This is a genomic window from Nocardia sp. NPDC088792 (assembly GCF_044750615.1).
Classification (GTDB): Bacteria; Actinomycetota; Actinomycetes; order Mycobacteriales; family Mycobacteriaceae; genus Nocardia.
The window spans coordinates 51149-71991 of the sequence record NZ_JBIVKC010000002.1 but is presented as its reverse complement, the minus strand read 5'-3'; the positions used below and the strand labels follow the sequence as shown (position 1 = coordinate 71991).

Annotated in this window: 19 protein-coding genes and 1 other RNA gene; 11 read left to right on the top strand and 9 right to left on the bottom strand. The window is 67.8% G+C overall.

What is annotated here, in order from left to right:
- Positions 1-13: 13 nt before the first annotated feature.
- Positions 14-514 (bottom strand): low molecular weight protein-tyrosine-phosphatase, encoded by a 501-nt coding sequence (locus tag ACIP5Y_RS09675; RefSeq protein ID WP_400349303.1) that lies wholly within the window; start codon positions 512-514, stop codon positions 14-16.
- 152 nt (positions 515-666) lie between these two features.
- Between ACIP5Y_RS09675 and cobC the strand changes: the two genes are divergently transcribed.
- Together cobC and ACIP5Y_RS09665 are read left to right on the top strand one after the other, a co-directional pair.
- The gene (gene cobC, locus ACIP5Y_RS09670; RefSeq protein WP_400351216.1) at positions 667-1698 is read left to right on the top strand and encodes an Rv2231c family pyridoxal phosphate-dependent protein CobC; all 1032 of its coding nucleotides are present in this window, start codon (positions 667-669) and stop codon (positions 1696-1698) included.
- 34 nt (positions 1699-1732) lie between these two features.
- Complete coding sequence (locus ACIP5Y_RS09665; protein WP_400349302.1) at positions 1733-2863, top strand: Nif3-like dinuclear metal center hexameric protein; 1131 nt, start codon at positions 1733-1735, stop codon at positions 2861-2863.
- Here ACIP5Y_RS09665 and ACIP5Y_RS09660 read toward each other — a convergent pair.
- Complete coding sequence (locus ACIP5Y_RS09660) at positions 2860-3300, bottom strand: OsmC family protein (RefSeq protein WP_400349301.1); 441 nt, start codon at positions 3298-3300, stop codon at positions 2860-2862. The genes ACIP5Y_RS09665 and ACIP5Y_RS09660 overlap by 4 nt on opposite strands.
- A 166-nt stretch (positions 3301-3466) precedes the next feature.
- Between ACIP5Y_RS09660 and ACIP5Y_RS09655 the strand changes: the two genes are divergently transcribed.
- On the top strand, positions 3467-4204 hold the full coding sequence (locus ACIP5Y_RS09655) for a zinc ribbon domain-containing protein (protein WP_400349299.1): 738 nt from the start codon (positions 3467-3469) through the stop codon (positions 4202-4204).
- A gap of 96 nt (positions 4205-4300) precedes the next feature.
- Positions 4301-5608, top strand: coding sequence for a bifunctional RNase H/acid phosphatase (locus tag ACIP5Y_RS09650; RefSeq protein WP_400349298.1), 1308 nt, complete (start codon positions 4301-4303; stop codon positions 5606-5608).
- A gap of 14 nt (positions 5609-5622) precedes the next feature.
- Here ACIP5Y_RS09650 and ACIP5Y_RS09645 read toward each other — a convergent pair whose 3' ends face one another.
- Positions 5623-6510, bottom strand: coding sequence for an alpha/beta hydrolase (locus ACIP5Y_RS09645; RefSeq protein WP_400349297.1), 888 nt, complete (start codon positions 6508-6510; stop codon positions 5623-5625).
- Positions 6511-6540: 30 nt separating this feature from the next.
- Here ACIP5Y_RS09645 and rnpB point away from each other — a divergent pair.
- The 4 genes from rnpB (at position 6541) to ACIP5Y_RS09625 (ending at position 10495) form a co-directional block, all read left to right on the top strand.
- Positions 6541-6969: RNase P RNA component class A (gene rnpB, locus ACIP5Y_RS09640), an RNA gene on the top strand.
- 283 nt (positions 6970-7252) lie between these two features.
- Positions 7253-8209, top strand: coding sequence for a slipin family protein (locus tag ACIP5Y_RS09635; RefSeq protein WP_400351215.1), 957 nt, complete (start codon positions 7253-7255; stop codon positions 8207-8209).
- Between the two features lie 437 nt (positions 8210-8646).
- Positions 8647-8916 carry a hypothetical protein gene (locus ACIP5Y_RS09630; protein ID WP_397015500.1) on the top strand — a complete coding sequence of 90 codons (270 nt, stop codon included), beginning with the start codon at positions 8647-8649 and terminating at the stop codon, positions 8914-8916.
- Between the two features lie 16 nt (positions 8917-8932).
- Positions 8933-10495, top strand: coding sequence for an RNB domain-containing ribonuclease (locus tag ACIP5Y_RS09625; protein WP_400349296.1), 1563 nt, complete (start codon positions 8933-8935; stop codon positions 10493-10495).
- A gap of 102 nt (positions 10496-10597) precedes the next feature.
- Here the strand turns inward: ACIP5Y_RS09625 and ACIP5Y_RS09620 are convergent, their stop codons facing one another.
- On the bottom strand, positions 10598-12007 hold the full coding sequence (locus ACIP5Y_RS09620) for a hypothetical protein (protein ID WP_400349295.1): 1410 nt from the start codon (positions 12005-12007) through the stop codon (positions 10598-10600).
- An 81-nt stretch (positions 12008-12088) separates the two neighbouring features.
- Between ACIP5Y_RS09620 and ACIP5Y_RS09615 the strand changes: the two genes are divergently transcribed.
- Positions 12089-12721, top strand: a complete 633-nt coding sequence (locus tag ACIP5Y_RS09615) for a TetR/AcrR family transcriptional regulator C-terminal domain-containing protein (protein WP_400349294.1) — start codon at positions 12089-12091, stop codon at positions 12719-12721.
- A gap of 174 nt (positions 12722-12895) precedes the next feature.
- Here the strand turns inward: ACIP5Y_RS09615 and ACIP5Y_RS09610 are convergent, their stop codons facing one another.
- The 5 genes from ACIP5Y_RS09610 to ACIP5Y_RS09590 all read right to left on the bottom strand — a co-directional run bounded on the left by ACIP5Y_RS09610 (position 12896) and on the right by ACIP5Y_RS09590 (position 17472).
- Positions 12896-13795 (bottom strand): CHAD domain-containing protein, encoded by a 900-nt coding sequence (locus ACIP5Y_RS09610; protein WP_400349292.1) that lies wholly within the window; start codon positions 13793-13795, stop codon positions 12896-12898.
- On the bottom strand, positions 13796-14752 hold the full coding sequence (gene pip, locus ACIP5Y_RS09605; protein ID WP_400349290.1) for a prolyl aminopeptidase: 957 nt from the start codon (positions 14750-14752) through the stop codon (positions 13796-13798).
- A complete protein-coding gene (locus tag ACIP5Y_RS09600; RefSeq protein ID WP_400349289.1) occupies positions 14752-15219 on the bottom strand; it encodes a hypothetical protein in 468 nt (155 codons plus the stop codon). The genes pip and ACIP5Y_RS09600 overlap by 1 nt, the downstream gene beginning before the upstream one ends.
- A 201-nt stretch (positions 15220-15420) precedes the next feature.
- Positions 15421-16275 carry a 3-methyl-2-oxobutanoate hydroxymethyltransferase gene (gene panB, locus ACIP5Y_RS09595; RefSeq protein ID WP_400351214.1) on the bottom strand — a complete coding sequence of 285 codons (855 nt, stop codon included), beginning with the start codon at positions 16273-16275 and terminating at the stop codon, positions 15421-15423.
- 129 nt (positions 16276-16404) lie between these two features.
- Positions 16405-17472, bottom strand: a complete 1068-nt coding sequence (locus tag ACIP5Y_RS09590) for a S1C family serine protease (protein WP_400349288.1) — start codon at positions 17470-17472, stop codon at positions 16405-16407.
- 274 nt (positions 17473-17746) lie between these two features.
- On the opposite strand from ACIP5Y_RS09590, the gene ACIP5Y_RS09585 reads away from it, so the two are divergent.
- Positions 17747-19267 (top strand): alpha/beta hydrolase, encoded by a 1521-nt coding sequence (locus ACIP5Y_RS09585; RefSeq protein WP_400349286.1) that lies wholly within the window; start codon positions 17747-17749, stop codon positions 19265-19267.
- A gap of 155 nt (positions 19268-19422) precedes the next feature.
- Positions 19423-20763: a type I glutamate--ammonia ligase gene (gene glnA, locus ACIP5Y_RS09580; protein WP_397015518.1), complete on the top strand. Its 1341-nt coding sequence runs from the start codon at positions 19423-19425 to the stop codon at positions 20761-20763.
- Positions 20764-20843: the final 80 nt, after the last annotated feature.

Below are 20843 nucleotides of genomic sequence, written 5' to 3'. Positions count from 1 at the left end.
CCGACCTTCGAACTCATGCGTCCTCGCCTCGAACCGGTTCGCCGAGCTGCTCGCGCACCCACGCCAGCAGGCCGGGCATCGCGGCCTCGGTCTGCTCGCGCACCAGCGCGAAATCGGATTGATCGCCGTAATACGGGTCCGGCACCGAACGCCCGTCCGCCGCCGGATCGAAACTGCGCAGCAGCCGCAACCGCTCCCGCGGCACACCCAGGTGCGCGAGCTCGCGTTCGTGCCCGGTATCGAGCGCGACCACCAGATCCGCGTCCAGATGATCGTCGCCGACCACCGCCGCCCGATGCCCGACCGGATAACCGTGCGTGCGCAACTCACGGGTCGTGCGCGGATCCGCCTCGTCGCCGACATGCCAGCCACCGGTCCCGGCACTGCTCACCCGCACCCGATCGGCCAGCCCGGCCCGCTCGAGGTGCGCGGCGAAAATCTTCTCGGCCATCGGGGACCGGCAGATGTTCCCGGTACACACGAAGGTCACATGCAGCTCACCCACGACAGCCATTCTGTCCGGTCCCCGCAATCCACGGCCACGTAGGGTGGATGGCTGTGCCCGACACCACCGCGGACAACCGCGAACCCCACCCATCCGGAGGTCACTCGACCCCGGCGGCCGGGCACGCGCACGACACTTCCGCCGATCGTCCGGCGTCCGCCCTGGGGGAGGCGGATCGGGCCAAATTGCGGCATCACGGGGACGTCGAGACCGGGCCGGGAATGGTCGATTTCGCGGTGAACGTGCAGGGGAGCGGGCCGCCGGAATGGTTGCGGGAGCGGCTGGCGGGGCGGCTGGGGGAGCTCGGGCGGTATCCGGGGGAGTCGGATGAGCGCGTTGCACGGACGGCCGTGGCTGCCCGGCACGGGCGGCGGGTCGAGGAAGTGCTGCTGCTTGCCGGGGCGGCCGAGGGATTCGCTATGTTGCCGCGGCTCGGGTCGCGGCTGGCCGCGCTGATTCATCCGTCTTTCACCGAGCCGGAATTGGCGCTGCGCGAGGCCGGGGTTCCGGTGGCGCGGGTGGTGCTGGCGGCGCCGTACACGCTCGCGTCGGCCGTGGTGCCCGAGGCGGCGGATCTCGTGGTGGTGGGGAATCCGACCAATCCGACGTCGGTACTGCATGCGGCCGAGCACATTCGCGCGCTGCGGCGGCCGGGGCGGATCGTGGTTGTGGACGAGGCATTTATCGACGCGGTGCCGGGAGAAGCGGAATCGCTTGCCGGAGAGAGCCTTCCGGATGTACTGGTATTGCGGAGTCTCACCAAGACCTGGGCGCTCGCGGGGTTGCGGTGCGGGTATCTGCTGGGCGACCCGGCCGTGCTGGAGCAGTTGAGTCACGGGCGGGCGCATTGGCCTTTGGGGACATTGCAATTGGAGGCCATCGCGGCGACCGCCACTGCCGGCGCCGTGGCCGAGACGCAGCGGAAGGCCGAGGTCATCGCCGCCGACCGGGCGGCCATGATCCCCCGGCTGCGGGCGCTCGGCCTCGGGGTGCACGAGCCCGCGGCCGCACCGTTCCTGCTGCTCCGCGTGCCCGATGCGGAATTATTGCGGAAGAAATTGGCGGACAAGGGAATCGCGGTCCGCCGGGGCGATACATTTCCGGGATTGGAATCCGGATTCCTGCGGGTCGCGGTGCGGCCCGCCACGGAAGTGGACCGCCTGGTGGCGGCCATCGCCGAAATCGGAGTGTGAGGACGTGGGTAAAAGTCCAGGAGGAGGTTCTGTGGTGACGGCGGTACGACTCGCGGATCTCATTGCGACGCTGGATGCGGCCTATCCGCCGCGACTGGCCGAATCCTGGGATTCGGTCGGCTTGGTGTGCGGCGATCCCGCCGAACCGGTGTCGCGCGTGCTGTTCGCCGTGGACGCCACCGCGGCCGTCGTCGCCGAGGCCATCGCCTGGGGCGCGCAGGCGCTGGTGGTGCATCACCCGCTGCTGCTGCGCGGCGTCGACACCGTCGCCGCGGACACCCCGAAAGGCGCACTGCTGCATCGGCTCATCCGCTCCGGCTGTGCGCTGTTCACCGCGCACACCAATGCCGACTCCGCCGATCCCGGCGTTTCGGATGCGCTCGCGCACGCCGTCGGATTGACGGTGACCGGGGCATTGGATCCGAAACCGCTTACCGCCGTGGACACCTGGGTGGTGCAGGTCCCGCACGGCGACACCGAGAAGGTGCTCGCCGCCCTCTTCGCCGCCGGCGCGGGCACCGGCGGGCACTACGACGACGCGGCCTGGAAGGTGGCGGGCACCAGCCAGTTCCGGCCCCTCGACGGCGCGAATCCGGCGCTGGGCGCGATCGGGGAACTGCACACCGTGGACGAGGACCGCATCGAAGTCATCGCCCCGCCCTCGCGGCGGACAGCCGTGCTGCAAGCGTTGCGGGCCGCACATCCGTACGAGGAACCGGCCTATCACGTGACAGAGCGCGCCGCCCTGCCGTCGTCGCTCGGTATCGGCCGCATCGGTGAGCTGGCGGTCCCGGAGACCTTGCGTGAGTTCACCGCTCGCGTCCGCGCCGGGCTGCCCGCCACCACCTGGGGTGTGCGCGCGGCCGGTGACCCGGATCGGATCATTCGCCGGGTCGCCGTGTGCGGCGGTGCGGGCGACTCCTTCCTCGGCAAGGTCGCGCGGCTCGGCGTGGACGCCTACGTCACCTCGGACCTGCGGCACCACCCCGCCGACGAGCATCTGCGCGCCGGCGGGCCGGCCCTGATCGACGCCGCGCACTGGGCCACCGAATTCCCTTGGTGCGCACAGGCGCAGGACATTGTCGGCAAGGCACACCCGGGCCTGGAAACCCGGGTCTCCGAGAACCGCACCGACCCGTGGACGATCGGCGCCGCCGACTGCTAGCCGGTGACGATCTTCGGCTCGTGCGTGACGGGGAAGTTCACCGAGTTCGCGATGAAGCATTTCGCGTGCGCGTCATGATGCAGGCGTTCGGCGGTCTCGACCATGCCGGGCTCGCTGACGGTCACCTCGGGGCGCAGGGTGACCTGCTGGAATCGCTCATCGTTCATGACACCGACCGCCCGGTCGTGGTAGCCGGTGACGACCACGCCCGCCTCCGCGCACAGGTGCAGATACCAGAGCATGTGACAGTCGGACAGTGACGCGACCAGCAGCTGTTCGGGATTCCACCGATCCTTGTCGCCGCGGAACTTCGGGTCGGCGGTGGCGAGGATCGGCGGCCGGCCCGCGGTCAGCAGTTCGTGATTGCGGGAGTAGGACCGGTAACCGGTGGTCGCGCCCGACCAGGTCGTCTCGACCTCGTAAACATGCTCAGCCATGACCAGAGGTTGTCACATGCGGCCCGAAGCCGTCCGTCGAATTTCCGGCGCTGACCGGCCACCGCGATCGTTTGTGCTGGTTATGGCCTGGTTGGACAATCGGGGCGCTCCAGCCTTGTAGGGTGGGAGTCTTGAATCGTCCATAGCGTCCAGGAGACCTTCCGCGTTGAATGCCGAACCATCGATCCAGTCCAAGCTGCTCGACCTCGCCGCCGTCGACGCCGAGCTGACCCGGATCGAACATCGCCGCAAGGTGCTTCCCGAAGAACAGGAAGTGCAGCGGCTCGAGGCCGAACGCACTACCCGCAAGGACGCGGCGGTGAAGGTCGAGATCATCATCGACGACCTGGACCGCGACATCCGCAAACTCGAAGGCGAGATCGAAGCCGTCCGCAAGCGTGAGGAACGCGACCGCGGCCTGCTCACCGCCGGCTCGGTCAATGCCAAGCAGCTCTCCGAACTGCAGCACGAACTGGGCAGCCTGGAACGCCGCCGCACCGTCCTCGAGGACGAACTGATCGACGTCATGGAGCGCCGCGAGGCCGCCTCCGCCAACCACGATCACGCCGGCGCCAACCTCGATCAGGCCGAACAGGACCTGGTCGACGCCGAACGCCGCCGCGACGACGCCCTCGCCGATCTCAAGGTCGCCCAGCAGCGTTGCGAATCCGACCGGGCCGCACTCAGCGGCGGCTTCCCCGCCGACCTGATCGCCGCCTACGAGAAGCAGCGCGCCGGCTTCGGTGTCGGCGCCGCCCTGCTACAGGCCCGCCGCTGCGGCGCCTGCCGGATCGAACTCGACCGCGGGGAGATCTCCCGCATCACCCAGACCGCGGCCGACGTGGTCGTCCGCTGCCCCGAATGCAACGCAATCCTGGTGCGCACCAAGCAATCCGGGCTGTGACAGCCCGCCGCGCGCTCTGAGACCCGGCGCGCGGCGGCCCTTCTGCCGCGGCGCGACCGGGCTTCGAACCCGAACCGAGACTGGCATGGAGGAACAGTGGTGACCGAGGCCGTGATCATCGAAGCCGACGGCGGATCCCGGGGCAATCCCGGACCCGCGGGCTACGGCGCGGTGGTATGGGCAGCCGACCACGCGCAGGTACTGGCCGAGCGCAAGGAATTCCTCGGCAGGACCACCAACAATGTCGCCGAATACCGCGGCCTCATAGCGGGATTGGAAGCGGCAGCCGAACTCGGCGCCCGCCGGGTCGACGTCCGCATGGACTCCAAACTCGTCGTCGAGCAGATGTCCGGCCGCTGGAAAGTCAAGCACGAGGCCATGATTCCCCTGGCCGACCGCGCCCGCCGCCTCGTCGCCGGCTTCGACCGCGTCACCTTCACCTGGATCCCCCGCAAAGAAAACAAACACGCCGACCGCCTCGCCAACGAAGCCATGGACGACGCCCACACCGTCGACGAAGTCCGCACCGCCCTGGCCGACGAAACCGCCGCCGAGCGATCCGCCGACACCGGCAAAATGGCCGAATCTGTCTCCCTCCGCGACGACGCCGCTTCACGCACCCTCGCCGACGACATCCCCGCGGGGCACGCTGCCGAGGACAATGCGCCCGCGACGGCCGACACCGGGAGCATGGCGGAATCCGTTTCCCTGGGCGATGACTCGGCCTCGCGGACAGTGACCGGCGACGCCACTACGGCCGGGGCGGGGTCTCCCGGATGGACCGGGGCCGTCGGTCGGCCGACACGGCTCTTGCTGTTGCGGCATGGGCAGACGGAATTGTCGGTGCAGCGGCGGTATTCGGGGCGGGGGAATCCGGCGCTGACGGAGTTGGGGCGGGAACAGGCTGCGCGGGCGGCGGAAAGGCTTGCGGGTAAGGGCGGGATCGCGGCCATCGTGTCGTCGCCTTTGGGGCGGGCTCGGGAGACGGCGGAGGCCGCGGGCCGGGCGCTGGGGGTGCCGGTGCGGGTGCTCGACGGGCTCATCGAGACGGATTTCGGTGCGTGGGAAGGGATGACCTTCACCGAGGCACGGGAACACGATCCGGAACTGCATGCGCGGTGGCTGGGGGATCCTTCGGTGCCGGCGCCGGGCGGGGAGAGCTTCGATCAGGTGCGCGAGCGCGTCGAAGGCGTGCGGCGGGACCTTGTGGCGTTGTATCCCGGCGCGAATGTGCTTGTGGTCAGCCACGTCACGCCGATCAAGACACTGTTGCAGCTGGCGCTCGGGGTGGGGCCCGCACTGCTGTACCGCCTGCACCTCGACCTGGCCTCACTCTCCATCGCCGAGTTCTACCCCGACGGCGGCGCATCCGTCCGCCTCGTCAACGACACCTCATACCTCTGACCTCTCGATGAGGGTCAGGGGCGGAGGACGGCCATGAGGAATTCTGTTTGGTCGTAGACGGCTTTTTCGAACCAGTCGTCGAAGTAGATGTCGAAATGGCCTATGGGGTAGCGCTTCACGACTGCGTGCTTGGTGCGTTCGGCGGCTTTCAGGGTGGGGCCGGCGGGGGCGACCGTGTCGTTGTCGCAGACCGCGTACAGGACGGGCGCCTTGATTTCCTTGACGCGGCGGGCCGGATTGTCGAACAAGGTCGACATGCCGATTCTGGCGGGGACTTTCGGGCGATAGTGGTCGCTCTCCTCGGCCAGGCGGCCGTAACCCTCCGGCACGTCGGGCGCGCTCATCAAGGCGGCTGAGTGCTTCTTGCCGGCCAGGCGCGCGCGGATCGGGCGGCGGATGACGGGTCCGATGATCTGATCGGTGAGCGCCATGGTGCCGGTTTTGATCAGGCTCAGCGGGCCTTTCGCCAGGGCCGAGGACCAGCCACTGGTGAACGGGCACTGCGCCACCACCGCCGCGATGTAGTGATCGTCCGGCGCCACCGACAGCACATGCCCGCCGCCGAAGGAACTGCCCCACAGTGCGATTCGGGTGGCGTCGATGCCGCGGATGGTGCGTGCGAATGCGATCGCCGCATGCCAGTCGGCGCGCTGCCGGCCGATATTGATCACTTGGCGGGGTTCACCCTCGCTGGCGCCGAAATGCCGATAGTCGAAGGCCAGCGCCGCCATGCCCGCCGACGCGAAACGCCGCGCATACCGGTCCAACCCCATCTCACGGTCCGCCCCCAGCCCGTGCCCCATGACCACGAGCGGTCGCGGCCTCGGCGGTCCATCGGGGAGATACAGCCAACCAGCACACTGGTCGCCACCCGAAGAGAACCCCACCTCCACACGCTCCATGGCGCACTACGGTACCTTGGTGGCCGCGGACGAGTCGGTCGGGCGGCCGCGGCGAGAGGAACGGGCACGCTTGTGCCGCCGCCCCTCGCCGAGGAAAGTCCGGACTCCGGAGAGCAGGGCGGTTGCTAACGGCAACCCGGGGTAACCCGCGGGACAGTGCCACAGAGAACAGACCGCCGGTGGGCCGCGCTTCGCGAGAAGCGCACCGCCGGTAAGGGTGAAACGGTGCGGTAAGAGCGCACCAGCGCGCCGGGTGACCGGCACGGCTAGGTAAACCCCGCCCGGAGCAAGGTCGAAGGCCGGACTCGCGAGAGTGCGGCTGCGCAGGCGTTCGAGGGCTGCTCGCCCGAGCCTGCGGGTGGACCGCTCGAGGCACCCGGCAACGGTGTGTCCAGATGGATGGTCGCCACCCGGTGTTCGCACCGGGGACAGGATCCGGCTTACAGACCGACTCGTCCGCCCCAAACGAGAGTTTGAGACAACTCTCGTAACTCTCAGGGGCAAGCCCCTGAAACCCCGGCCGTGATGGGATGGAGCCTCTCAGGGGCAAGTCCCTGAAACCCCGGCCGTGATGGGGTGGAGCCTCTCCGGGGCAAGCCTCTGAAACCCCGCGATCGTATGGGTCGCGGGGTTTGGTTTCTCGTCGCGTTGACGATCTTTCGGTGACATGATGGAAGTCACACCGGCGGATTTCCGCTGGCGCGGTTGTATTTTCGCGGAGCGAACCATGGATGTTCTGTATCTGATCATCGCTTGGCTGGGGGCGTTGGTCGTCCTGGCGGGATTGGTGGCTGCATCGGGGGTGCGAGTAGTCACGCAGTTCGAGAAGGGGGTTGTTTTCCGGTTGGGGCGGGTGCGGGCCGTGCGGGAACCCGGAATGCGGATGCTCATTCCGGGGGTGGACAAGATGCGCAAGGTTTCCATGCAGGTGGTGACCATGCCGGTGCCCGCGCAAGAGGGGATCACCCGGGACAATGTGACGGTTCGGGTGGATGCCGTCGTCTATTTCCGGGTGATCGATCCGCAGCGGGCGATCGTCGAGGTGCAGGATTATCTGTTCGCTGTGGCGCAGGTGGCGCAGACTTCGTTGCGGTCGATCATCGGGAAGAGCGAGCTGGACGATCTGCTGTCGAATCGGGAACAGCTCAATCGAGGGCTGGAGATCATGATCGACAATCCGGCGCTCGGGTGGGGTGTGCACATCGATCGGGTGGAGATCAAGGATGTGGCACTGCCGGATTCGATGAAGCGGTCCATGTCGCGGCAGGCCGAGGCGGAGCGCGAACGGCGCGCCCGCATCATCTCCGCCGAGGGCGAGCTGCAGGCCTCGAAGAAACTGGCCGAGGCCGCGTCCAATATGTCCGAGGCGCCGGCCGCCCTGCAGCTGCGGTTCCTGGAGACCGTCGTTCAGGTTGCGGCCGAGAAGAATTCGACACTGGTCCTGCCGTTCCCGGTGGAGCTGCTGCGCTTCCTGGAGCGCTCGACACCCGCCGCCGCGGCAGCGCCCGCCGAAACGGCGGCCCAGCCGGCCGCCCCGGCGCCGGCGGAAGGCACCCCGGCGGCCGGCCCGGCGCTCGGCGCGGGCGCCCCGGAGTCCGGGCGCGGCGCGCTCGAATCCGGGCATGACGACGTGGCCGCGCTCGAGCAGGCCACGCAGCCGACGGCGGAACAGCCTGAGGCACAACCTGATGAAGAATGAGGTACGACCATGGCGGGTCTAGTCCAACCGGCGGCCATCGTGGTGTTGTTCGGTATCGCGTACGCGTTCAAGGCCTTCAGCGCCAAGTATCCGCAGGGCTTGCGCGGTAATTAGTCGGTCCCGGGAATCGACCGGGAAGGGAGCGACGTGACGGACGCCGCTCCCTTCTCACTGTGCAAAGTTCTGCCGTTTGGAAGAGAATGACGACGCGCCACGTGGCGCTATCGGCGCGGCTCGGCGTGTCGAGCGGGGTGATCGGCCCGGAACTGGCCCCGAACGTGATCGGCGTCATAAAGTGTTGCGCGTTGGAAAGATCCGTTGCGATCGCAACGGGCGAAGGGCTCGACAAACGTCGGAAAGCAGGTCTCGTCTAAATGCGAATTGCTCGCAAACTGGCAGCAGGTGCGCTCCTTGCTGCTGCCGCTTCCGTTTCGTTGGTGCTGGGTGCCGGAAACGCTTCGGCGTTCGCGGTGACTCCGGTGCCGGGCGGGGTCGAGGTCGATCTCACCCCGGCGGATACGCAGTGGGTGGCGAACTCCCACATCGGTCAGGCTATCGCGGGCCTGCCCCACCCCTCGGCGGCGTCCTTCGGGGAGTCGCTGGATTCTGCCGCGGCGTTGTCGTCGCAGTATCCGAACGGTCGTGTCGTGTTCACCGTCTATGGCCCGTTCGATCAGTTGAACGGCACCATGCTCGCCCTCAAGTAAGGGACAGCGCACCGCAGTGGAACTGCACCAGCGGATCGTGTCGGCGCCGGTCGATTTCGGTGCTGTCCGAACCGAATTCGGATTGGCCTCGGGCTACCCGTCCGAGGCCGTCTCGGAAGCCCGCGACGCGGTGGACGCGTTCGCGGGCGATCGGGTCGATCGCCGCGAGATTCCGCTGGTCACCATCGATCCGCCGGGCGCCATGGATCTGGATCAGGCGCTGTACGTGGCGCGCACCCCGACCGGTTTCCTGCTCTATTACGCCATCGCAGACGTGGCCGCCGTGGTCGTTCCCGGCGGGCCCCTCGATCGCGAATCCCTGGCCCGCGGCCAGACCCTCTATCTCCCCGACGGACTCATCCCGTTGCACCCGCAGGTGCTGTCCGAGGACCGCGCCAGCCTGCTCCCGGATCGGGACCGCCCGGCTGCCCTCTGGACCATCGAATGCGATGAACTCGCCGAGCCCGTGCGTTATTCGGTGACGCGTGCGCTGGTGCGCTCTCGTGCACGCCTGGATTACGCCGGAGTGCAAGCCGACGCCGACGCGAATCGATTGCATCCGGCCTTGGCGGCCCTGCCGGAATTCGGCCGCTTGCGCATCGAGGCCGGTCTGCGGCGCGGCGCAATAAATCTGCGCCTGCCCGCGCAGAGTGTGGTGCGCGACGGTCCCGAGCAAACCGGAATCAACCATTGGCAATTGGTGGTCGAACCGCGCACCGCGGTGGACGACTGGAATGAGCAGGTTTCGCTCCTGACCGGAATGTGCGCCGCTCGAATTATGCTCGATGCCCATAACTCCGGGGCGTCCGGCAAAACCATCGCGGCCTCCGCTGCCGAAACGTCGGCGGCCGATACAGCGGCGACCCCGGCGCCGGTCGAAACGACTGCGGCGAACGGTAATCCGGAATATCCCGGGCTGCTGCGCACCATGCCGCCCGCGCCCGCCGGGGCCGTCGATTCCATGCGGCGCACGGCCGCCGCGCTCGGCGTCGACTGGCCCGCGCGCGAATCCGCGGGACGGATGCTGGCCGGGCTCGACCCCAATACACCGGCCGCGCTGGTATTGATGTCGGAGGCGACCAGCCTGCTGCGCGGCGCCTCCTACACCGTGCTGAACGGTCAGGCGCCGGACAGCGTGCAGCACAGTGCGATCGGCGCGCCCTACGCCCATGTGACCGCCCCGCTGCGCCGCCTGGCCGACCGCTACGCCACCGAGATCTGCTTGTCGCACCATGCCGGAATCGAAGTCCCGCAATGGGTCCGCGACGGCCTGAAGGCGGCCGCCGAAGCCATGCGCCGCAGCGACGCGATCTCCGCCAAGCTCGAACGCGCCTGCATCGACCTCACCGAGTCCACCATCCTCGTCCCCCGGGTGGGCACCGACTTCGACGCCACCGTCCTGCGCGAGGCCAACCACACCCGCCCCGCCGAGATCTTCATCCCCACCCCGCCGGTCCTCGCCAAATGCCTCGGCTCCCCACCGGAGGGCAAACAGGTCCGGGTCCGCCTCGCCGAGTCCGACCCGGCCACCCGCACAGTCACTTTCGTCTATCAGGCCGAAGCCACTCCACCCGGCTGACCGCGACCGTGACGACGCCCGAGTGGATGGCCGGCTCGCACAGTCACGTTCCGCCGACCCCCGGCCGAGGCCGGTGCGGCTCCTCGCCGCGAGGCGCCGTGCTCAGGCGGTGAGGAGGATCGGGGTGGGGGAGATCGGGATGTGTACCCGGCCGTCGCGGACCGTGACTGTCACCGGCTTCCCGTAGGCGTCCACTGCCTGTGCGGCCGGGGCGGGCCAGGGGTGGTGGTAATCGACCGCGGGGGCGTACTCGTCCGCATTACGTGCCCAGGCCACCACGAGCGGACCGCGGTCGCGGGTGATGTCGAAGACGTACAGGTCCGGCTGGTCCGGTAGTTCACGGCGGACGACCTCGTGGGCGTCGTGCAGGAGGCCGGTGATGAGGGCGAGGGTGTCGGCGGCCGGATAGCGGTGGGAGATACCGCCGTTCGCGTAGTCCATGAGTTTGAACTTGTCGAACAGCAGATGCATGATCGCGTACCGATCGTCCATGCCCGAGGTTTCCGGGGCCAGATTCCAGCACAGGGTGCGGCGCACGCCGGTCGCGAGGGTCAGCACATTGCGCATCACGATCTCCCGGCAGTTCTGCCGGTGCCGCAGCTGCTCGTACTCTTCCGGGCAGTCCGCGAGGAACATCTGCAGCTGCGGTGGCAGCGTGGGCATGCGGTCGTAGAGCGCGACCATGGCATCGTGTTCGGGGGTCGGCTTGTCGGCGTCCCGGGTATCGGCGACCCACGCCTCGTCCTGTCCGTTCATCATCGTGCCGAATTCGGCCATCTGCGGTCCGAGGACGGTGAACACCTCCGGGAACTGCATTACCAGCGGTCCGTTGTATTCGCCTGCCACCACCGGTTTCTGGTAGCCGTGCGCGGCCATCAACGCTCGCGCGGCCGCGACCCGGGCGGGGATCTCGTACGGGTCGCCGTAGAGATGGATGTCGAAAACGTCGAAGTCGTCGCGGGAATGCTCGGTCAGATACTCGAAGGTCCCCTCCCGCGGGCCGCCCGGCGGCTGACCGCCCATCACCACCAGCGCCGACGGATCGGATTCACGCACCGCGGCCGCGAAAACCTTCAGCTGCCCGGCATATTCGGCGGCGGTGCCCGCCCACAGGATCGGGATCGACGGTTCGTTATCGCACTGCCAGTAGGTGACCCGGCCGCGAGCGCGCGCCACCAGGCGACGGACCAACTCCCCGAACGCTTCGGGATCGAGTGCGGGTGAGGGCGGCAGGAAGTCGGTGGACCGCCGGGTGGCCCATCTCGAGGCGGAGGAGACGGTGATCCAGATTTCCTCGTTCCCGGGGAATTCCGCGAGCAGGGTGTCGAGGGCGTCCCAGACGTAGTGGCCGGGTTCGGGTTCCAGTTGTGACCAGTACAGGTAGCAGCGGATCACGCCCGCGCCGAGCTCGCGTATCGGTTCGGCGATCGGGTCGGGCGGGCCGAACAGGCCGTAGCTGATGCCGCGCACCACGCCGAACCGGATACCGGCAGGAATATCGACGTTATTCATAAGTACTCCTTTACTAGACAGTGTTCAGTGAACACTGTCCAGTACGCTAGCTGAACACTGTCTAGTAGGGAAGAGGTGGCGATGCCCGCCGCGGGACTCGACCGCGACGCCATAGTGCGCGTCGCGCTGACGCAACTCGACGAGGTCGGCCTGGAGGCATTGTCACTGCGCAGGGTCGCAAAGGATCTCGGCGTCCACCCGTCCGCGCTCTACTACCACTTCACCAACAAGCAGGAACTGCTCGACGAAATGGCTCGCGCCATCATCGCCGACGCCCTGAACCTCGCCGATGCCCCGCATCGGCAGCGCTGGGACGACTGGCTCGTCTTCCTGGCCCGCACCCAGCGCCGGGCCGTCCGCACCCACCGCGACGGCGCGATCCTCATGTTCCGTTCCCGCCCGACCGCCGCCGACCAACTCGCCTACCTGGACACGCTCATCCAGCTGCTCATCACCGACGGCTTCACCGCCGAAGGCGCCGGCCGTGCCTTCTCGGCGGTGTCCGGCTACGCGATCGGGATCGCCGCCGCGGAGCAGCAGCGCGCGAACATCGCCCTGGATCCCGCCGTGCTCGAAAAGATCGGCGCGCATTCCGGTTTCGCCACCATCGCGGAGGCGGCCGCGGCGGAGGACGCCGCCTTCGAACACGGCCTGCACTGGCTGATCGAAGGCATGCGCGCCGAACTGGCGGCCGCACCGAGCAACTCGGCCTGATGGACTCGGGCGCTCACCCGTAGTGCCCTGGCCGCCGGATGCGGCCCGGCGCTCGATACGAAGTGCTTCGACACCCACTCCGCCGCGACCCCGGCCGTGCCAGGACCGCCTTCCGGTATTCCGGTGGATTCCGCCGCTGCCGGTAGTGGGTATCACCCGAATGTTGTTGTGGCGCTACGTCAATTGGGGTCGATGCCGGAGGAATTCGATGGCATCGGGGTATTGCTCCAGGGCCTTGGCGGCGGCCGCTTCCTCGGCGTCGCAGAGGCGCTGGTAGCCGGATTCGCCGGCGTCGGCGGCATGGGTGCGGAGTGTTTGCAACGCCTCGATGGCGTCGCGGTGGTCACCCAATACGGTTTGCAGGCGTTTGGCATTGCGGGCCAGGTCGGTGGCCGGTTCGCCGAGGACGTCGGCGGCGGCCTCGGCGGAGTAGCGGAGTCGCTTGGCGGCCTTGCGGATGTCGTGCAGGTGCTCGACGCGGTCGGCCTCCGACAGCGCCGGTTCCATGCGGACCAAGCGGCGCAGGTCGCGCAGATCGTGTTTGAGGACGGTGGCGAAGACTTCGCGGGCGGGCTCGTCGGCGTGGGCGGTACGGAGCGGCGGCTGGGCGATCATGCCGTGCAGGCGGTCGGTGAGGGCGCGGTAGCGGCGATTGTCGAAGGCGTCCACCACGGCCGCGTGCGCGCCAGCGTAGAAGCGGCGCTCGTCGGCCACCAGCCGCGTGCCGAAATCCGGTCGGGGAGCGGACTTCTCACCCAGCGGCACGGTCTTCGCGTCGAAGGACGCGGGCTTCTCGCACAGCAGGGCCTCGAACCGGTTGGCCCGCACCTCGGCATCCCGGGCGACCCCGAGCAGTCCGGCCAGCCACCGTAATTCGTCGGTGACCTCACCGATCGGCCGCCGCTGCATGATCCGGCGGTACGAGCGCAGCACGCTGCGCAGCCGCCGGGTGGCGACCCGCATGCGGTGCACCGAATCCGGAAGATCCTGGCGCACATCGGGTTCCGCGGCACACAGCCGGTCCACGTCCGCGGCGATGGCGGCGACCAATGCGGGACCGGCTGTGGTACTCATCTACGTCCTGTACTTGTCCGTGGCTTCCACCAGATGATGGGTGATGCCCGGCTCGGCGGCCGCGTGCCCGGCATCGGGCACCAGGTGCAGCTCCGAATTCGACCAGGCCTTGTGCAGATCCCAGGCGCTGACCGCCGGGCACACGATGTCGTGGCGGCCCTGCACGATCACACCGGGAATATGGGCGATGCGATCGATATCGCGCAGCAGCTGCCCGTCGTCCAGGAATCCGTGATTCACGAAGTAATGGTTCTCGATGCGGGCGAAGGCCAGCGCGAATCGCGGATCGGCGGTTTCGGCGACCCGATCAGGTTGGGGCAGTAGGGAACTCGTGGCGCCCTCCCAGGTTGACCACGCGACGGCCGCGTCGGTGGCGAGCTGTGCGTCGGGGGAGTGCAGCAGACGGTGATAGACCTCGACCAGATCGCTACCGCGATCGGATTCCGGCACCGGCGCCAGGAACTTCTCCCACTCGTCGGGGTACACGTACCCCGCGGGACCATTGTAGTACCAATCGATTTCCTTGCGGCGCAGCAGGAATATCCCGCGCAGCACCAGCTCGGTCACCCGGTCCGGATGCGTCTGCGCGTAGGTCAGCGCCAGCGTGGAACCCCACGAGCCGCCGAACACCTGCCAGCGTTCGACGCCGAGATGCGTTCGCAGGGTTTCGATATCGCGCACCAGATGCCACGTGGTGTTGTGCTCCAGGCTCGCGCCGTCCGCGATGTGCGGCGTCGAACGCCCGCAACCCCGCTGATCGAGCAGCACGATCCGGTACGCCTCCGGATCGAAGAACCGCCGATGGAACGGCGCGGTGCCGCCACCCGGCCCGCCGTGCAGGAACACCACCGGCTTGCCGTCGGGATTGCCGCTGACCTCCCAGTAGATCCGCTGGCCGTCACCGACATCCAGCATGCCCTGGTCGTAGGGTTCGATCGGTGGGTACAGGGTGCGCATCAGAACGCCAGTCCCGAGGCGAGGGTCTGCAATTCGAGTGCCTGCAGCGCCTGCGTGTGGACATCGGGGCACTGCTTCGTCATGACCCGGTCCACCACCTCTTTGTCATTGAGGATCTGGATATTGATGCCGCCGTTGCGCAATCCCCACTCGTGCACCGAGGCATTCAGCGAGATCTTGCCCAGCGTCGGCCCCTGCACCCCCCAGTCCGACAGCTGCGGCTTGATCAGATCGCACAACTGCTGCGCGACGGCGTCGGACACCTGCAACGGGGTACCGGGGGTACCGGTCTGCACCCCGGACGAGGTGGTGGGTGCGGACGAACTGGTTTGCGGCGTCGAGGAACCTTGGCTGGACCCGGACGGGCTGTTGCCCCCGCAGGCCGCGACCAGCGCCACCACCGCCGTGACGGCGGCGACCAGCGGTAGGCGCTTGATCCAGCTACTGCTCTTCCAACGGCGATGCATGGACTTCCTTCAGGTAGAACCGGCTGCGTTGGCTCCGAGTCTGCCATCTAATCCTGGCCGAGGTCTGAGGGATTCATGCCGAATCCGCGAGCGATGCGGCCCCGCTATGGCCCGGCCCGGAATATCGGCGCGACCGGGAACGGAAAGGCGCCCCCGCGGTGAACCGCGAGGGCGCCGGACCCGGCTACGAGCGAGCGTCGATCAGTAGCTGTGCTCCGGGCCGGGGAACACGCCACGCCGCACCTCGTCCGCGTAAGCGGCTGCGGCACTGCGCAATTCGCCACCCACATCGCCGAACTGCTTGACGAACTTCGCCGTCTTCCCGGAGGTGTAACCCACCATGTCCTGCCAGACCAGTACCTGCGCGTCACAATCCGCGCCGGCGCCGATGCCGACCGTCGGAATGGTGAGCTTGCCGGTGACCTGGCCGGCCAGCTCGGCGGGCACCATCTCCATCACCACGGAGAAGGCCCCGGCCTCCTGCACGGCGATGGCATCGGCGATCAGCTGGTCCGCGGCGTCACCACGACCCTGCACCCGGAAACCACCCAGCGTGTTCACGCTCTGCGGGGTGAAACCGATGTGCGCCATGACCGGAATGCCGGCGGCGGTCAGTTTGGCGATGGTATCGGCGACGCGTTCGCCGCCCTCCAGCTTCACCGCGTGCGCGCCGCCCTCCTTCATGAAGCGGGCCGCCGAGGCGAACGCCTGCTCGGGCGAAACCTCGTAGGAGCCGAACGGCAGATCCGCCACCACGAGTGCATGGGGCGCACCGCGCACCACACCTCGTACCAGGGGAATGAGCTCGTCGACGGTGATGGCCACGGTGGTGTCGTAGCCGTAGACCACATTGGCGGCGGAATCGCCGACCAGGAGCACCGGAATTCCGGCTTCTTCGAACAGTCGCGCGGTCGAATAGTCGTACGCGGTCAGCATCGACCACTTCTCGCCGGACTGCTTCATCTGCTGCAGATGCTGCACGCGCGTCTTGCGCTTGGCGGTCTTGGCGGCGGGAGCGGAACCGTAGGCAGGGGTTTCCGCATCGGATACGGACATCATCGTCCCTTTCGTCGTTGCCTCGAGGCCTGTGAGGGTCCCCGGGTTGTTATGACGAAGCTCAGTCTGCCACCCGCGCGGCCCCGGTCGGAGATGCGATTCCTCACATCTCCGACCGGGGGTGGGTGATCAGCCCACCGGGCCCTTGACCAGGGTCACACTCTGCGACTGGGTCTGACCCGAGCCGTCGATCCAGTGGATGGTGACGCTGTCGCCGGGGTGGAACTGATCCATGGTGTTGGTCAGATCCGTCGCCGAGGTGACATTCGTGCCGTTGACGGCGGTGATCACCGAATTCTGGGTGAGCCCGAGCGAATCGGCCGGACCGCCGTTGACCACGCCGCGCACCAGCGCGCCCTGACCGCTCTGTGCGTCACTGACGGAGACGCCCAGGAATGCGGAATCACCGATGTGGATATTGCCGCCGCCCGAACCGTTCTCGATGTTCTGAGCGATGCTCTGCGCCTTGTTGATCGGAATGGCGAAGCCCTGATTGCCGCCGCGGCCGAACCGGAAGCCCTTCGATGCGGCGGTATCCATGCCCACCACCTGGCCGGAGCTGTTCACCAGTGGGCCGCCGGAATCACCGGGCTGGATATTGGCCGACACCTGGATGAGCCCGGTCAGCTGCTCCGAGCTGCCACTGGAATCGTCGCTGGCGGTGATCGCCTGATTGAGCGCGGTGACGCGGCCGCTCGCCGCGGTGGGCGTGCCCTTACCGCCGGCATTGCCGACGCCGACCACGGTATCGCCGACCGTGACCTGGTCGGAGTTGCCCAGCGGCGCGGTCTGCAGGCCCGAGGCCCCGCTCAGTTTGATGATGGCGAGATCGTCGGTGCGGTCGTAGCCCACCACCGAGGCCTGATAGGTCCGGCCGTCGCCGAGGTCGGTCACCGAGATCTGGGTGGCGCCCTCGACCACGTGATTATTGGTGAGAACCGTTCCGTCCGAACTGAGTACGATGCCGGTGCCCGCGGCCTCACCGTTCTGCAGGCCCAGCGTGGTGTCGATGTCGACGATTCCGGGCACCACGTTCTGCACGGCCGCGGTGAGATTGGGTGTGGTGGTGAAGTCCACCGGCTGGGTCGCCACGCCGGTCGGCGCCGCGACCGGGTGACCCGTGGTGAGGGGCGAAACCGGCCCGCACGCAACCAGAGTCAATGTTCCGGCAAAAGCCAGCGCCACCGCTGCCGGCACTACCGTGCGCCGCGTCCAACGCGATCGCTGCGGTCCGGTCGGCTGTGCGGACCCGCTGGGTGAATTCGCAAACCCGGTCATGACGTCCCTCTCGAAGTGTTTCGAACCTCCGGATTCCATTGAGCACCTTCATCCTGAGAACCGCCTGGGCAATGGCTGTGCTGCCACACAATCGACGCGGGATCTACATCACTCCCGTGAACCCGCCGGGCGGACTCGCGAACCCGCCGGAGCGAAGCGGGGGCGCTCGGCGGCGCATGGCACGATCGATGCCATGGCGTTGAAGCGAACCGGCCGGGCCGCGCTCTTGGCGACGGTGCTGGCGATGACCGCGGCCGGCTGCGGCACCGTGGTGGACGGTAAACCCACGGGCACCGCGCCGGTGACTCTGGATGCGTTCTACAACCAGACCTTGAAGTGGGAGAGCTGCTCCGGTTACGCGGATGACGACATACCGCAGGGCGCGGAATGCGCGCACGTGAAAGTGCCGGTGGACTACGCCGATCCGAACGGTGAGACCGCGCAGATCGCCATCTCGCGGATCAAGGCGACCGGGCAGAAGGTCGGTTCGCTGCTGTTCAACCCGGGCGGTCCGGGCGTGCCCGGCCTGAACATGGTGGGTCTGGGCGCCAATACCGCGCTGGCCGAGCGTTTCGACCGCATCGGCTTCGACCCGCGCGGCATCGGCGCCTCCACGCCGCAGATCGAATGCCTCACCGCCGCGGAGAACGACAACGAACGCGACGAACCGCCGAAAGATAATTCGCCCGCCGGCATCACCGGACAGGAGACGGAGAACAAGCAGTACGCCGACAAGTGCGTGCAGCGCACCGGCAAGGACTTCCTCGAGCATGTCGGCACGCGGGAAGTCGTGCAGGACATGGACGTGATCCGCGCGGCCCTGGGCGATCCGAAGCTCACCTATCTCGGCTACTCGTACGGCACCCGGCTCGGCTACACCTACGCCGAGAAGTTCCCGGACAAGGTGCGGGCCATGGTGCTCGACGGCGCCCTGGACCCGGTGCAGGATCCGGTGAAGGAATCTGTCGCGCAGGCCGCGAGCTTCCAGCAGGCCTTCGACAAGTACGCCGCCTCCTGCGCGAGCAAGCCGGACTGCCCGCTCGGACCGGACCCGACCCAGGCGACCGCGAAGTTCCGGGCGCTGGTCTCCCCGCTGTGGGACAAGCCGGTGCCCACCCAGGATCCGCGCGGACTGCACTACGGCGACGCCATCACCGGTGTGCAGCAGACCCTGTACTCCAACCAGTTCTGGCCCGCGCTCACCAAGGGCCTGCGGGAACTGAGCCAGGGGCGCGGTGACACGCTGCTCGCGCTGGCCGACATGTACGACGGTCGCAAGGACGACGGCAGCTACGACAACAGCCAGGACGCGTTCAATGCCATTCGCTGCGTGGACGATCCGCCCATCACCGATCGCGCGGTAGCCGCCCAGCAGGACGCCGACTACCGCCGCGTCGCGCCCTTCCTCGACGACGGGCACGGCAGCAATGCCGCGCCGCTGGAACTGTGCGCCTTCTGGCCGGTCCCCAGTACCAGTACGCCGCACAAGCTTTCGATCCCGAACCTGCCCAAGACCGTGGTCATCTCCACCACCCAGGACCCGGCCACCCCGTACCAGGCGGGCGTGGATCTGGCGCAGGAGCTGGGCGCGGATCTGATCACCTACAACGGCACCCGGCACACCGTGTCGCTGTCGGGCGTGCAGTGCGTGGACGATCCGGTGATTTCGTATCTGGTTGATTTGAAAGAGCCCGCGCAGGGACTCACCTGCTGATTGATTTGAAAGAGCCCGCGCAGGGACTCACCTGCTGAGTCCGGCGGCGTGGCGGGCGGGTCGCCCAGCGTGGCGGGCAGTGTCCGAATCTGTTCGCCACGCCTGCTGACACTCACGTAACACAGATTTAACTCCGGTTACCTACAGTCGCGGACATGGACCGTCAGAAGGAATTCGTCCTCCGCACGCTCGAAGAGCGGGATATCCGTTTTGTGCGGCTCTGGTTCACCGATGTGCTGGGCTATCTCAAGTCGGTGGCCATCGCGCCCGCCGAGCTCGAGGGCGCTTTCGAAGAAGGCATCGGCTTCGACGGTTCGGCGATCGAGGGATTTGCCCGCGTATCCGAAGCGGACATGGTGGCCAGGCCGGACCCCTCCACCTTCCAGGTGCTGCCGTGGTCGACCTCCAAGGGGCATCAGCATTCGGCGCGCATGTTCTGCGATATCGCCATGCCGGACGGGTCGCCGTCCTGGGCGGATCCGCGGCACGTGCTGCGCCGCCAGTTGAACAAGGCCGCCGATCTCGGATTCAGCTGCTATGTGCATCCGGAGATCGAGTTCTTCCTGATCAAGCCGGGACCGTACGACGGCTCCAGCCCGATCCCGGCGGACAATGGCGGCTTCTTCGATCAGGCCGTGCACGACGAGGCGCCGAACTTCCGCCGCCACGCCATCGATTCGCTGGAATCCATGGGTATCTCGGTGGAGTTCTCGCACCACGAGGGCGCGCCGGGGCAGCAGGAGATCGATCTGCGCTACGCGGACGCGCTGTCGATGGCCGATAACGTCATGACCTTCCGCTACCTGATCAAGGAGGTGGCGATCGACGAGGGCGTGCGGGCCACCTTCATGCCCAAGCCTTTCGCCGATCACCCGGGTTCGGCCATGCACACCCACATGTCGCTGTTCGAGGGTGAGCAGAACGCCTTCGCCGACCCGGACGATCCGGACAATCTGTCGGAGACCGCGCGCGCGTTCATCGCGGGCATTCTCGAGCACGCGCCCGAGATCAGCGCCATCACCAACCAGTGGGTCAACTCCTACAAGAGACTGATCCACGGTGGCGAGGCCCCGACCGCCGCCTCCTGGGGCCGGTCCAACCGCTCTGCGCTGGTGCGGGTTCCGATGTACACGCCGAACAAGTCCTCCTCGCGCCGAGTCGAGATCCGCAGCCCCGACAGCGCCTGCAACCCGTACCTGACCTTCGCGGTGCTGCTGTCCGCCGGCCTGCGCGGCATCGAGAAGGGGTACACGCTGCCGCCCGAGGCCGAGGACGACGTGTGGTCGCTGACCTCCGCCGAGCGGCGCGCCATGGGTTTCCGGGAATTGCCGGCTTCGCTGGACGAGGCGCTGAAGAACATGGAGAAGTCCGAACTGGTCGCCGAAACCCTCGGCGAGCACGTGTTCGACTTCTTCCTGCGCAACAAGCGCCGCGAGTGGGCGGGCTACCGTGCCCAGGTCACGCCCTACGAGTTGAAGGAATACCTCGGGCTCTGACGTTCGAAGGATTCGGGCCGCGGTCACCATGGTGACCGCGGCCCGAATCGTTTCGGTGGGTGCGCGCGGGATTCGGCCCG